The sequence below is a fragment of the Streptomyces sp. 3211.6 genome, assembly GCF_003634815.1.
GTDB lineage: Bacteria > Actinomycetota > Actinomycetes > Streptomycetales > Streptomycetaceae > Streptomyces > Streptomyces katrae_A.
The window spans coordinates 5,866,658-5,880,235 of sequence record NZ_RBXC01000001.1 but is presented as its reverse complement, the minus strand read 5'-3'; the positions used below and the strand labels follow the sequence as shown (position 1 = coordinate 5,880,235).

Annotated in this window: 10 protein-coding genes; 2 read left to right on the top strand and 8 right to left on the bottom strand. The window is 75.2% G+C overall.

Features of this window, described 5'->3' with window-relative positions; genetic code table 11:
- Nucleotides 1-220: 220 nt before the first annotated feature.
- The 5 genes from BX286_RS27200 to BX286_RS27180 form a co-directional block, all read right to left on the bottom strand.
- Entirely contained in the window at nt 221-1,108 is an 888-nt protein-coding gene (locus BX286_RS27200; protein ID WP_079430137.1) for a FadR/GntR family transcriptional regulator, read from the bottom strand.
- Nucleotides 1,109-1,309: 201 nt separating this feature from the next.
- The gene (locus tag BX286_RS27195; protein WP_121016542.1) at nt 1,310-3,265 is read right to left on the bottom strand and encodes an ABC transporter ATP-binding protein; all 1,956 of its coding nucleotides are present in this window, start codon (nt 3,263-3,265) and stop codon (nt 1,310-1,312) included.
- A 200-nt stretch (nt 3,266-3,465) separates the two neighbouring features.
- Complete coding sequence (locus BX286_RS27190) at nt 3,466-4,212, bottom strand: NUDIX domain-containing protein (RefSeq protein ID WP_079430135.1); 747 nt, start codon at nt 4,210-4,212, stop codon at nt 3,466-3,468.
- A 116-nt stretch (nt 4,213-4,328) separates the two neighbouring features.
- Nucleotides 4,329-6,260 carry a glycogen debranching N-terminal domain-containing protein gene (locus tag BX286_RS27185; protein WP_398898812.1) on the bottom strand — a complete coding sequence of 644 codons (1,932 nt, stop codon included), beginning with the start codon at nt 6,258-6,260 and terminating at the stop codon, nt 4,329-4,331.
- Nucleotides 6,261-6,796: 536 nt separating this feature from the next.
- The gene (locus BX286_RS27180) at nt 6,797-8,059 is read right to left on the bottom strand and encodes a DUF4192 domain-containing protein (RefSeq protein ID WP_079430133.1); all 1,263 of its coding nucleotides are present in this window, start codon (nt 8,057-8,059) and stop codon (nt 6,797-6,799) included.
- 132 nt (nt 8,060-8,191) lie between these two features.
- Here BX286_RS27180 and BX286_RS27175 point away from each other — a divergent pair, with 132 nt between their 5' ends.
- Together BX286_RS27175 and BX286_RS27170 are read left to right on the top strand one after the other, a co-directional pair.
- Nucleotides 8,192-10,351 carry an ATP-dependent DNA helicase RecQ gene (locus tag BX286_RS27175; RefSeq protein ID WP_121017739.1) on the top strand — a complete coding sequence of 720 codons (2,160 nt, stop codon included), beginning with the start codon at nt 8,192-8,194 and terminating at the stop codon, nt 10,349-10,351.
- 215 nt (nt 10,352-10,566) lie between these two features.
- A complete protein-coding gene (locus BX286_RS27170) occupies nt 10,567-11,193 on the top strand; it encodes a hypothetical protein (RefSeq protein ID WP_121016538.1) in 627 nt (208 codons plus the stop codon).
- A gap of 169 nt (nt 11,194-11,362) precedes the next feature.
- On the opposite strand, the gene BX286_RS27165 is transcribed toward BX286_RS27170, so the two are convergent.
- The 3 genes from BX286_RS27165 to BX286_RS27155 form a co-directional block, all read right to left on the bottom strand.
- On the bottom strand, nt 11,363-11,995 hold the full coding sequence (locus tag BX286_RS27165; RefSeq protein WP_079430130.1) for a hypothetical protein: 633 nt from the start codon (nt 11,993-11,995) through the stop codon (nt 11,363-11,365).
- A gap of 59 nt (nt 11,996-12,054) precedes the next feature.
- Nucleotides 12,055-12,765: a ribonuclease HII gene (locus tag BX286_RS27160; RefSeq protein ID WP_079430129.1), complete on the bottom strand. Its 711-nt coding sequence runs from the start codon at nt 12,763-12,765 to the stop codon at nt 12,055-12,057.
- Between the two features lie 126 nt (nt 12,766-12,891).
- Nucleotides 12,892-13,497 (bottom strand): TetR/AcrR family transcriptional regulator, encoded by a 606-nt coding sequence (locus BX286_RS27155; protein WP_121016536.1) that lies wholly within the window; start codon nt 13,495-13,497, stop codon nt 12,892-12,894.
- Between the last annotated feature and the right edge of the window lie 81 nt (nt 13,498-13,578).

Genomic DNA, 13,578 nt, shown 5'->3' with positions numbered 1-13,578 from the left:
GGCAGGGGCCGGGGAGCTGCACAGCACCCCAAGGGCTGCTGTTTCCCTCCGTCGGCCATCACCGCTTAGGTCATCGCGTGACGTCGCAGAGCGTTACGCCCAATCTTCGTGGCCCAAGTCACACCGGGTTCCCGGCACCCCTCGCACACCGGTGTCGCCGGGCCCGAAGAACGGGCCCGGCGACCGGTGCAGCACCCCCACGCCCCCGTGCGCCGGGGAGTCAGTGTTCGCGCGGGGCGGGCACCACGCGCTCGACCTCCGGATGCACCGTCAGGAGCTGGCGCATGGCGCTCTCGGCACCCGCGCCGTCGCCGGTGGCGAGCGCTTCGACCATCCGCGCGTGGTGGGCCACGCAGGTCTCGCCGGGGCGGTCGCAGGAGGTGACGGGGCTGCCGGAGACCTGGAGGGCGGCGGAGACGATCCCCGAGAGGTGCTCCAGCATGCGGTTGCCGGCGACCTGGATCAGCAGCGCGTGGAACTCGTTGTCGGCGCGCGCGAAGGTGATCGCGTCGCCCTGTCCGAGCGCGTGGCCCATGATCTCGACCATGTCGGAGAGGCGCTGCTGGACGTCGGGGCGGCCGTGGCCGGCGGCGAGGCGGGCGGCGAGGGGCTCGATCGTCCAGCGGAGCTCGTTGAGCTCGCGGCGCTGGTCGTCGCGCTGGGGGCCGAAGGCGCGCCACTCGATGATGTCCGGATCAAGGAGGTTCCAGTCGGCGACGGGGCGGACCCGGGTGCCCACGTTGGGGCGGGCGCTGACGAGGCCCTTGGCCTCCAGGACCCGCAGCGATTCGCGGACGACGGTGCGGGAGACCTCGAAGCGCTGGCCGATCTCCTCGGGGACCAGGGGGCGGTCCGCGCCGAGGTCGCCGGAGACGATCATCTGGCCGAGCTGTTGGACGAGTTGGCCGTGCAGCCCGCGGCCGCGGCTGCCGGCCGCCCGGCGGCCCACACGGCTCAACTCGACGTCGGCGCCGTCCCAGTGGGGCGGACCGACCCGGTCGGTGCCGGCGGCCTCCGCATAGGTGTAGCGGTCGAGTTCGCCCGGGCCGGCGAGGCCGGAGTCGGCGTGGCGGGCGGCGGTCATCATGGTGTGCGCAAGGGTACTCACGAATCCTTTGTCGGCCGTGCCCCCACCGCCCTTGAGGTCTTTGGTGAAAAGCACACGAAAGGGTGATCGGTGCCACCTACTCAATTGACGACTTATCGTAAAGAACCGGGCCTTTTGCGGGGAGTTGCGGTCCGCTTCGTGTGATCTTGGGCGAAGCGGTCTTCTCCGGTCTCCCCGAAGTCGGCTACGGCACCGTAACGATCACCAACGGACCCGACCGCGCAGTCCTGTGAACCCATAGGCGCACAACAGGACCATCAACGACAACACCAGCCCGGCTCCCACGGGTTGGACCATCACCCGGAAGGCCCCCAGGACGTAGCGGTCCGTCTCCGCGGGCCAAGGGGCCGAGGCCAGACCGCGCAGCCGGGAGGCGAACCCGTGCACGGGGTACGCGGACGGGCCTTCCAGCGCCTTGCGCACCAGCGGTACGACCATCACCGGTACGGCGAGCACGGCGGCCAGGCCGGCCGAGGCGGAGCGGAACACCGCGGAGGCGAGCACCCCGGCCCAGGCGCAGCCGACCAGCAGCCCCGCCCAGCTCGCGGCGGGCACCGCCCACTCCGGCCAGGTGCCCAGCGGGGCGCGGCCGAAGACGAGGCACAGGGCGGCGGCGTCGGCGGCGGCGGCGAAGGCGCCGAGCAGCAGGGCCAGGGCGGAGCAGACTCCGAGCTTGGCGGTGAGCAGCCCGAGACGGCGCGGGACGGTGCCCCGGTCGGTGGCGAGGGCGGGGTAGCGGTACTCCTCACCGAAGGCCAGGGCGCCGAGCAGTCCCGCCCCGAGTGCGGCGGGGGGCAGCGGAACCAGCTCGGGCCAGGCGGCGAGGACCCGGTCGCGCGGGGTGTGCCCGGCCCGGGCGAGCACCAGGGCGGTGAGGGCCGAGACGGCGACGACGAGGGCCGCGGTGAGGAAGGGGGTGGCGGTGCCGAAGACGCGGCGGAGTTCGTAGCGCAGGGGCCGCAGCGGGCCGCCCACGCGGCGTACCACCGAGACGGGGGCCTCGGAGCAGGCGCGCGGGGGCCGGGCGGCGGGGGCTGGACGGCCCTCGGCCTCCGGCCCGGGGGCGGGCCAGGACACGGACCCGGCGCCCGCCACGGCCCGGCCCCCCGCACCGGGGGCGGAGGTGGTGCGCGGATCGGTACGGGACTCGGACGGAACGGGGACGTCGGGGCCGGCGGCGGCACCCGCTCCGGCCCGCACCGGGGCCGGGGCCTCGACCCGCGCGTCCGCCTTGCCCGCGGAACCGGCCCCGGTGCGGGCCTGCGGTACGGGCGGGACGGGCGCTCCCGCGTCGCCGGTCTCGTCCGCGAGCTGGTGGACGAGGACCCCGTGCCGGAACGCCGCCTCGCCGACCTCGGCGCAGTTGCTGCCGTACACCGAGAGCCGGCTGCCGCTCTCCTCGACGATCTCCACGGGGCGGTGCGCGGCCCGGGCCTCGCGTCCCAGCACGTCGGCCAGCCGGGCGGCGTGCGGGGTGCGCACGGCGACCCGCGGGCGCAGCCGGGTGCGGGCGAAGTCGGCGGCCTCCTGGTCGGCGACGAGGCGGCCCGAGGCGATGGAGACGACCCGGTCGGCGCTGCGGGCCGCCTCCTTGGCGTCGGCGGTGGTGAACAGCACGGCCCCGCCGAGGGAGGCATGGCCCCGCAGCAGCCCGTGCAGCCAGGCGCGTTCGCGGGGCTGGAGGCCGGCGGCCGGCTCGTCGAGGAGCAGGGTGCAGGGGTCGGCGAGCAGGGCCGCGGCCAGGCCGACGCGGCGGTCCATGCCGGCCGAGAGCGAGCCGAGCCGCTGGTCGCGCAGGCCCGCGATGCCGACGACCTCCATCATGGTGTCCGCCCGGGAGGCCGGGACGCCGACCGCGGCGCAGAGCATGCGCAGCTGTCCCCGGACCGTCCTCGACGGATGCCCGGGGACGTCCCCGAGCAGCACGCCGACCTCACGCCCCGGATGCGGGACCCGGTGCAGTGGGCGGCCGCGGAAGTAGGTGATGCCGCGGCCCGGTTCGAGTTCGAGCATGAGCCGCAGGGCGGTGGTCTTGCCCGAACCCGGCTCCCCGAGCAGGGCGGTCACGCACCCCGGGCGGGCCTCGAAGGTGAGGTCGTCCACGAGGGGCGGCAGATCTCGACGGGGTGTGCTGGTGAGTCCGATGGCCTGGAGCATCGCTTCTCTCGCAGGGTGTGAGACCGCTCAGCGGCAGGGTGAGTACCGCATGCAAGATAACGCGATATGTCCGATTTTCTATGCAACCGGTCCGGGTGACGGCCGGCAGTGCCGCCGTCCGGGGCAGCCCGGGCCGGGCCGGCCGCCGCCCCCGCGCCGGAAGCGGCGGCGAAGGCCACGAGGGCCGCGGTGGCGGCGGGTCAGACTTCCGGCCGCAGCATCGGCGGGTTGAGCAGGGTCGCGCCGCCGGCCCTGAACAGCTGGGCGGGCCTGCCGCCCTGACGGGTCGTCGTCCCTCCCGCGGGGACCAGGAACCCGGGGGTCCCGGTGACCTTGCGGTGGAAGTTGCGCGGGTCGAGCGCCACGCCCCACACCGCCTCGTACACCCGGCGCAGCTCGCCGACGGTGAACTCCGGCGGGCAGAAGGCCGTGGCCAGCGAGGAGTACTCGATCTTCGAGCGGGCCCGCTCGACGCCGTCGGCGAGGATCCGCGCGTGGTCGAAGGCGAGGCTCGTGACGGTCTGGTCGGGGCCTTCCAGGAGTTCGTCGACGGGAGCCCAGCGGGCGCTGTTGGCGTCGCCGCCCGCGCGGGGTGCGGGCAGGTCGGGGGCGAGCACCAGGTGTGCCACGCTGACCACCCGCATCCGGGGGTCGCGCTGCGGGTCCCCGTAGGTGGCGAGCTGTTCGAGGTGCGCCCCGTTGTCGACGCCGGGAGAGGCCGGGTCGTGCGCGCACAGCCCGGTTTCCTCGGCGAGTTCCCGTGCCGCGGCGGCGGAGAGGTCCTCGTCCCCGCGCACGAAGCCGCCGGGCAGCGCCCAGCGCCCCTGGAACGGCTGCTCTCCCCGTCGTACGACCAGCGCGCAGAGCGCGTGGCGCCGCACGGTGAGCACGACCAGGTCGACGGTGACGGCGAAGGGCGGAAAGGCCGACGGGTCGTAGGGCGACATGCCGCGATCATAGTCGTCTGCCTGACGATAAACAGCGCTTTCGTGATCCCGAGGACGGTGATCTGGAACCCAGTCCGCATCCTCGCGATCAGGCGGCGCGCCGCCCGGGCGCCCTCTCACCCTCCCAGTTGGAGCTCATCGGCGGCCTCCTCCACCATGCCGACGCCGAGACGGCTGATCCGGACGGTGAACGGCTCCCCCGCCACCCGCAGCCCTGCCAGCCGCAGGGCGCCGAGGGGGGCGCCCGCGCGCGGGGTGACCGCGACCGTTCTCGCGGGGGCGTCCGGGCGGATGCCCGCGACGGCGGTGAGGGCGTGGATCCCCGCGGCGGCGGCCACGGCCGCCGGCCGGCAGGCCGCCGGATGCGGGAGCGGGGCGCTTCCGGCGGTGCGCTGCTCGGCGGCGTACATCTCCGGCAGCCGGTATCCGAAGACCTCTGCGGCGTCCAGCAGGCCCCGCAGCAGGCCCGCGGCCTCCTTCTCGTATCCGGCCTGGGCCAGTCCGGCCACCGCGATGGCGCTCTCGTGCGCCCGGACCGCGCCCGAGCGGTGGCCGAAGGGGTTGTGGCCCGGCTCCCGGGCCGCCATGCTCCGCAGCCCCCATCCGGAATCCATGGCCGGGGCCCCGAGCAGCCGGGCGAGCTGTTCGGTGCGGATGCGGTCCAGCAGGCCGGGCGCGAGGCGGCCGCCGCCCAGCAGGCCGGTGTCCAGCAGGTGCGCGGCCGCCCCGGTCAGCCGGGGCAGCGGCCGGCCGTCGGGATGCAGGGCGGCGGCGGGGCGGCCCCCGTCCGGGCCGTCGATCCAGAACCGGTCCAGGAACCTCTCCCTCAGGGCGGCCGCCCATTCCCGCCACTCGGCGGCTCCGGCCCGCCCGCACCCTTCGAGCAGATCCGCACCGAGCAGCGCGGCCCGGTGGGCGTGGGCCTGGGTCTCGCAGCGGCGCGGCCCCGGGTCGGGGTCGGCCAGGAAGCCGTCCTCGCCGAGCGCCCGGCGCAGCCAGTCCAGGCAGCGCTCGGCGGCCGGCAGGAGGCGGGCCACCTCCTCCTCGGGCAGCCCCCACCGGCGGGCCTCGGCGAGCACCGCCGGGAAGCCGAGGGTGGCCTCGGTGCCGGTGCAGCCGGGCGGCAGCTGCGGTCCGGCGGCACGCAGCGGGCCCGGGATCATGCCGCCCCCGGGGCCGCGGCCGGGTGTCTGGCTGCGGGCCAGTGTCCGCAGGGTGGCGGCGGCAAGCCCGGTGCCGAGGGGCAGTGCCATCCGGGCGGCCCACAGCGACTCGGCCGGAGCCAGCCCGAGCCGCCAGGGCACTCCGGCCGCCGCGAAGGCGTCACCGGGCTCCGCGGGGTCCCTCAGCAGCAGTGCCCGCAGGTCTTCGACGCTGGTTCTGAGCCATGCCTCGGTCCTCGGGTCGTCGCCCTCGGCGCGGGCGTCGGCGAGCGGGTTCGCGACCTGTCCGGCGGGGGCCCGCGGGGTGCGTTCCCGGCTGGTCCGCAGCTCGATGCTGCGGGATTCGCCCGGTCCCAGTTCGAGCTGCCAGCGCAGCAGTCCGGCGGTGGCGAGGGCGTCGTCGGGGGCCGGTTCGGCGGTGGTGACGGCGAGCGCCTCCTCCGTGCTCCAGCGCAGCCCGGCCGCGTGCACCGCGGCGGTGAGCTCGGGCCCGGCCCGGCCGGCCGCCACCGCGGCCAGTTCGGCCAGGTCCGTGCCCAGGGAGACCTCCACCGGCAGGCGCAGTGGCCGTGCGGCGAAGCTGCGTACGGTGATGCGCTCGGTGCCGTCGGCGTACCGGACCCGCTCGACGCCGATGTCGGGGTCGGGGCCGGGTTCCACCCCGGTGCGCACGGTGGCGGTGAAGGCCGCCCGGTCGGCCCCGAGGCTCCGCCCCTGGACGGCGACGGGGTCCTGTCCGGCGACGCGCAGGACGCAGCGGGACAGCAGCCGTCGCCCGGACCGGTAGATCCCCTCGATGCCCCGCCCGGTCAGCTGACCGTGCTCGGGCGAGATGACCAGGCAGGGGGCGGCGACGCAGATGACGGCGCCGTGTACCGGAGGCAATTCGGCCCGCCGCCCACCGCCCGCCCCGGTGGGCTGCCCCGGCGGCCGGGCCCCGGAAGCGGAGGCGCGCGCCGGCAGGGGCCCCGGTGCGGGGACGTCGCGCCCGGGGACGGTCCCGGGCGGGGGCACGGCCGGGCGCGAGCCGGTGGCAGGCGCCGTCCCGGGCGGAGCCCCCGGCGGGTACGAGCCCGCAGCGGGCGCCGTCCCGGGCGGAGCCCCTGGTGGGTAGGAGCCCGCCGGGGGCGGGGGCCCGGGTGCGAACACCGGTGGGCGGGGAGCGGGTGTGGTTCCGGTCGGGCCGGTTTCAGGTGCGGGGGGAGCCATGTGCCGCCTTGTCTGCGCTCCGGCCGGTTCGGCTGGGCGGCGGCGCGGCCGGACCCCCACCGCCCACCGGCTGAACGCCCCCGCCCCCGCCCGGGTCACGGCCCGCGGTGGCGGCGGCCCGCAGCGGGTGGCGCGCGGACGGTGCGCGGAGCCGGCCGCCGCGCTCCACAGCCGTCGCGAGAGGCGGCCCGGCAGGGGCGCCTGACGGGCGCTCACTGCCCGTTCCCCTCGGCGCGGCGGGACGGACGGCGGCGCTGTCCGTCCCGGCGGCCGGGCGGGCGCCTGGTGGCGGCGTTGCGCTTGCGGCGGGGTTCGCGGCGCCTGCGTTCCTCCCGCAGGCACTCCCGCAGCCCCTCGGGGTCGATGCCCTCGTTGCAGGCGTGGTGGAGCAGCTGGGCAAACCGGTACTCGGCGTCGGCCCGCAGGGCCAGTCCGAGGGCGATCCGGGCGGTCGGCTCGTCCCCGCTGGACCAGGAGACCCAGCCCGCCAGGGTGAGCGGGGCCGCCGCGTGCTCCCCGTAGGCGCCGACGCAGCGGCGGGCCAGGGCCCGCCACAGGCGCAGGGCGGGGGCGGCCTCGTCGCCCTCCATCCACTCGGCGGCGATGTCGCGGATCGCCCGGTCCTGGAGCCCGAGGATCACGGCGGCGGCCTCGTCGTGGCCCAGCAGCGCGTCGTCCCAGTCGTCCGCTCCGGGCCCGCCCTCGGCGGGCGGGGCGAGGGTCAGCCTGCGCAGGAGGGTGCGGGCCAGATCGAGGGTCTGCGCGCCGACCTCCTCGCGGGTCTCCCCGTCGAGGATCCTCGGCACGAGGTCCACGGCGGCCCGCTCCAGGGCCTCCTCCTGCTCGGTGGCCCAGGCCCCGCCGAGCGGTGCCATCCGCTTCTCGATCTCCTTGAGGGAGCCGCGGACCTGGAGACCGGCGAAGGTGGCCGCCGCAGCCATCACCGAGGTACCGGACGGCGCCAGCGGGGTCCCTTCGGCGGGGCAGCAGGCGCCCTCGGGGCACACGTACGACCAGTAGCGGCCGCCGGAGAGGCACAGGGCCTCCAGGACCGGGACGTCCAGCGCGCCGCAGGCCGTCCGGAGCCGCTGGGCCAGCGGCCGCAGCCGGGTCATGACCCGCTGCCCGCTCTCGCCGCCGACCGGGTCCTGGCAGAGGAAGACCACGATGCCGTCGGGCTTGTCCCCGCGCCGTTCGCCACCCTTGATCAGGCAGTCGGCGACCTGGCGGGCGGTGTCCTCCCACTCGGCGGGGGCGGTGGGGATCCCCACCCGGAGCCGGCCGCCGAAGCGGCCGCACGCGCCGTGGACGGAGACCATCACGAGGGAGTCGGTGGGGTGGAAGCCGAGCATGTAGGGCAGGGCGTCGGCCAGTTCGGCCGGACTGCGCAGGGTGATCTGGGGTTCGGTGGGGGCTCCGGCGGGGCTGATGGACGGCCGGCCGGACGGGCTGCGTGATTCGTGGTTCGTCGTCATGACCCGACGGTCCCGTGCGTGATCCGATCCGGAAACCCCTGTGGATAACCCGCCCGCTCGTCCAGCCTTCAACATCCACAGGCGGGAGTCCGCATTGGCGCGATGTCAGAGGCATCGGGTTGCATGGGGGGCATGAACGCAGACCTGAGGTCCTCCGCCGATTCCGTACTCGCCCGCCTCGTGGGCGACCCCACGGGCACCGCGCGGCTGCGCGAGGACCAGTGGCGGGCGATCGAGGCCCTCGTCGCGCACAAGCGGCGGGCCCTGGTCGTGCAGCGCACGGGCTGGGGCAAGTCCGCGGTCTATTTCGTCGCCACCTCCCTGCTGAGGGCCGCCGGCGCCGGACCGACCGTGATCGTCTCCCCGCTGCTCGCGCTGATGCGCAATCAGGTCGAGGCCGCCGCCCGCGCCGGCATCCACGCCCGCACCATCAACTCCGCCAACCCGGAGGAGTGGGAGGGCATCCAGGCCGAGGTCGCGGCGGGCGAGGTCGACGTCCTGCTGGTCAGCCCGGAGCGCCTCAACAACCCCGAGTTCCGCGACCAGGTCCTGCCCAAGCTGTCCGCCGCCACGGGCCTGCTCGTCGTCGACGAGGCCCACTGCATCTCGGACTGGGGGCACGACTTCCGCCCCGACTACCGCCGGCTGCGCACGATGCTGGCGGACCTCCCCCCGGGCGTCCCGGTCCTGGCGACGACGGCCACCGCCAACGCCCGGGTGACGGCCGACGTGGCCGAACAGCTCGGCACCGGGGCGGGCACGGACGCCCTGGTGCTGCGCGGCCCCCTGGACCGCGAGAGCCTGAGCCTGGCCGTGGTGAACCTGCCCGACGCCGCACACCGGCTGGCGTGGCTCGCCGACCACCTCGGTGACCTGCCGGGCTCCGGCATCGTCTACACCCTGACGGTGGCCGCCGCCGAGGAGGTGACCGCCTACCTGCGCCACCGGGGGCACACGGTTTCCTCGTACACCGGCAAGACCGAGAACGCCGACCGCGAGCAGGCCGAGAACGATCTCCAGGCGAACCGGGTCAAGGCCCTGGTGGCCACCTCTGCCCTCGGCATGGGCTTCGACAAGCCCGACCTGGGCTTCGTGGTGCACCTGGGCTCGCCCTCCTCCCCCATCGCCTACTACCAGCAGGTCGGCCGCGCCGGCCGCGGCGTCGAACACGCCGAGGTACTGCTGCTCCCCGGGCGCGAGGACGAGGCGATCTGGCAGTACTTCGCGTCGGTGGCGTTCCCCCCGGAGGAACAGGTGCGCCGCACCCTGGACGTCCTGGCGCAGGCCGGCCGGCCCCTGTCGCTGCCGGCCCTGGAGCCGCTGGTCGACCTGCGCCGGACCCGGCTGGAGTCGATGCTCAAGGTGCTGGACGTGGACGGCGCGGTCCATCGGGTCAAGGGTGGCTGGACCGCGACGGGCGAGCCCTGGGTGTACGACGCCGAGAGGTACGCGTGGGTCGCCCGGCAGCGGTCGGCCGAGCAGCAGGCGATGCGCGACTACGCCGCGTCCACGGGGTGCCGGATGGAGTTCCTGCGCCGGCAGCTCGACGACGAGGAGGCCGCCCCTTGCGGCCGCTGCGACAACTGCGCCGGCGCCCGCTTCACCGCGGAGGTCTCCTCCGCCTCGCTGGACACCGCCCGGGGGGAACTGGGCCGCCCCGGGGTGGAATTGGAACCGCGCCGGATGTGGCCGACCGGCCTCGCGGCGGTGGGTGTGGACCTCAAGGGCCGGATCCCGGCCGGCGAACAGGCGGCACCGGGCCGGGCTCTGGGCAGGCTGTCCGACATCGGCTGGGGCAACCGGCTGCGACCGATGCTGGCCCCCCAGGCACCCGACCAGCCGGTTCCGGACGATGTGGCACAGGCCGTGGTGGCCGTTCTGGCCGACTGGGCGCGGGGGCCGGGCGGCTGGGCCTCCGGGGCCGAGGACGCCCCTGCCCGGCCCGTGGGAGTGGTCTGGCTGCCCTCGCGCAGCCGCCCGCAACTGGTCGGCTCGCTGGCCGCGCGGATCGCGGAGGTCGGACGGATTCCGATGCTCGGAGCCCTGGAGTACACCGACCAGGCACCGGAGTTCGGGCTCCCGTCCTCGAACAGCGCCCAGCGGGTCCGGGGACTCCACCAGGCCTTGACCGTGCCGCCAGCCCTGGCGGCGAGCCTGGCCGAGGTCCCTGGTCCGGTGTTCCTCGTCGACGACCGCGCGGAGAGCGGCTGGACCCTCGCAGTGGCCGCCCGGCTGCTGCGGCGAGCGGGGGTGAGGGGGGTGTTTCCGCTGGTGCTCGCGCTCCAGCCGTAGCGGAATGAGTCGACTCCGGCGTGGCGGGGCAAGGATATGAACGGCATACCGGCGAATTCCGGTCCGCGTCCTCAAATGCTCATTGCCCCATCCTCGCGGGCCACGCGAGAATCGGAGTGCTCCCGCTCGGCTCGTCGGCACTCTCCTGGGCCGCGCTGTGGCGCGCCCACACCTCAGCCGTGCCCGTTCGCGGGCGTGTACCCGAAGGGAGGACCGTGACCTTCGGATTCGCCCCGCCCGCGACCGCGTCCTTGACAACGGCCACCGGTGGCGCCAGTCGGCACGGCCGACTGCTCGAACCCTCCGAATGGACCGCCGCAGGAGTTCCCCTGCTGCGCAACCCGCGTGAGGTGGTCAGCGGCCTGCACTCCCGGCACAGCCCGGTGCCGTCCACCGCCGTCATAGCCGTGCTCGGCCCGGAGGAACGACTGGTCGCCAGCGCCTCGTTCGTGCAGCGCTCGGCGTCGGCGGACGGCTGGGAGTACCGCAACGCCCTGCTGTCCCGGCTGCGCCGGGTCATCCCGCACGACCTGCGGCGGCGTACCCCGGTCCGGACGGCCGTGCTCATGTACTGCCGTGACGGCGACGAACGGTGGACCGAGGAGGACGGGGCCTGGATGTGGGGCCTGCGGGACGCCTGCACCCTGCACGGGCTGCGCTGCGGCGCGTACATCACGCTGACCCGCGGGGGCTGGCAGGTGCTGGGCGAAGGCCGTGGTGGACGGCACCCGAGCTCGGAGTCCCGGCCCGAGCGGCTCGGCTCCATGACCGAGATCGCCTCACTGCCCCTGACCACCGCAGGCGGGATCGTGGAGCCGCTGCGCCGGGCGGCCGCCCGCTAGGGGGTCTGACAGATCTCCGCGGCGTCGCGACGCCCCCTGGGCGCCGGTCCGCCGGGACGGGGCCCAGGCCCGCACGGCCGCACTCCCGCGGAAGGGGGTACGGCTGGTCGGGCCTCGGACCTCAGCGGGGCCGGCCGCCCCGCCCCTCGCCCGTGTGGGAGAGGGAGCGTCAGACGCCCGCGCCCAGCACGGAGTTGATCTGCTTCACGTCACCGCAGACGACGAGCAGGGCACCCGCCCGCGCGAGCGCGACCGGCAGTGCGGTGGCGGTCGTTCCGTCCGGCCCGCCGTTGGCCGCGAAGACCACGACCGGACGCCCGGCAGCACGCTGCACGTCCGCCGCGTCCGCATAGAAGACGTCGTCCCCGGCGTCGTGCTGGGCCCAGTAGGAGGCCTCGCCGAAGGACAGTTCGTGCGCGGCCCACGGGTGCGGGTCGCCAGTGGTGATCACCAGGATGTCACCGGGCGCGCGCCCGGTGTCGAGCAGCAGGTCCACGGCCTCCTCGGCCGCGTCCAGGGCACCCTCGGCCGAGGCCGGGATCAGCTGGACCTGCGGCACCGCGGCCGAGACGGACGGCGCGGCGGGGGCTGCGGGAACGGGTCCGGAGGTGGCCTGTCCCGCGCGCTGCGCGGGCGGGGCCGGGCGGACGGGACCGGGGCGCCCGGGCCGGGGTACGGCGGCGGGACGCGGACCAGGTACGGGGCGGGGGGTCTGCGCGGTGCGGCTCGCGGCCGGCGTGACGCGGGGACCCTGGGCACTCTCGTGAATCTGAGGCTCCTCGATGGCGGGGGTGAGAGGCATGAGTTGATGTCTATCAAACACCGGTACGAAACGTACCGGTGGGTGGCACGTGGGTGCGATCAGAAATCGAAGCCGAGTTGGCCTCCGTTTTCCAGCTCCATCGACTCCTCGCTGCGGCGGACCTTCTTCAAGTGCCGCCATTGGGGGAGCGCGTCGAGGTACGACCACGAGAGCCGGTGGTACACGGTGGGGCCGCGCTCCTCCAGGGCGGCGCGGTGCACGGGCGACGGGTAGCCGGCATTGGCGCCGAAGGCGAAGTCCTCCAGCCCGTCGCCGGGTTCGCCCAGCGCGGCCATCATCCGGTCGCGCTGGACCTTGGCGATCACCGAGGCCGCCGCGACCGCGATGCAGGACTGGTCACCCTTGATCACCGTACGGACCTGCCAGGGCCGGCCGAGGTAGTCGTGCTTGCCGTCGAGGATCACCGCGTCCGGCCGCACCGGGAGGGCGTCCAGTGCGCGCACCGCCGCGAGCCGCAGCGCGGCCGTCATCCCCAGCTCGTCGATCTCCTCCGGGGAGGCGTGGCCGAGGGCGTGCGCGGTGACCCAGGCCTGCAAGACGTCGAACAGCTCGTCGCGCCGCCTGGGGGTGAGGAGTTTCGAGTCGGTGAGCCCCTCGGGAGGCCGGCGCAGACCGGTGATCGCCGCACACACGGTGACGGGACCGGCCCAGGCCCCTCGTCCGACTTCGTCGACCCCGGCGATGACCTTGGCGCCGGTGGTTGCACGGAGGGAGCGCTCGACGGTGTGGGTGGGTGCTTCGTACGGCATGGCGCCAGCAAGGGTACGCCGCCCCGGGCCGCCTGCACACCCCGGCCCGTGGCAAGCGCGCGCACCGGGCGCGGGGAGGGCGGCGCACGGACCCGCGCGGGGCCGCGGCATCCCGGCCGCGGGGGCTCAGGCGCGGAGCATCGGCACCATCAGCCCGTCGATCATCTCGGCGATCTCCCGGTCCGGCCATTCGCTCCCGCACACCTTCGCCCGGTACATCAGCATCGCCGGGATCACGTCGACAATCAGCGGACTCGTGGCGTCCGCACGGACGTCTCCCCGCTCGATACCGCGCAGTACCAGCTCCCAGATCACCTTGTGCGCCGGCTCGTGCAGCCCTTGCCGGATCACCTCGCGGAAGAGGTCGCCATGGGCGGGGTCGCATTCGTGAAGCACGGCGCGGAGCGCCACCCCGGCCGGCGAGCGCATGACGTCGCACATGCGGACGCACAGCCGGTACAGGTCCTCGCGGATCGATCCCTGGTCCGTGGCCTCCCCCAGCGCCGGCAGTCCGCGCCGGAGCACCTCGGCCACCAGGTCCGCCTTGGAGGACCAGCGACGGTAGAGGGCCGCCTTGCCGGTACGGGCCTGGGCGGCGACCCCCTCCATCGTGAGGGCGTTCCAGCCGACGCTGCCCAGCTGCTCCATGGCCGCGTCCAGGATCGCCCGTTCGAGCTCGGGACCCCTTCTGCGCACCGGCGCCGCTCCTTCCGTCGCGTCCGAACCCGCCATGCCCCAAACCTCCGACCATCCGCGGCTCTTCGCACGGATTTCCAGCCATAGTGAACGCTTGCGTTCCCTCCGTGCGGACTC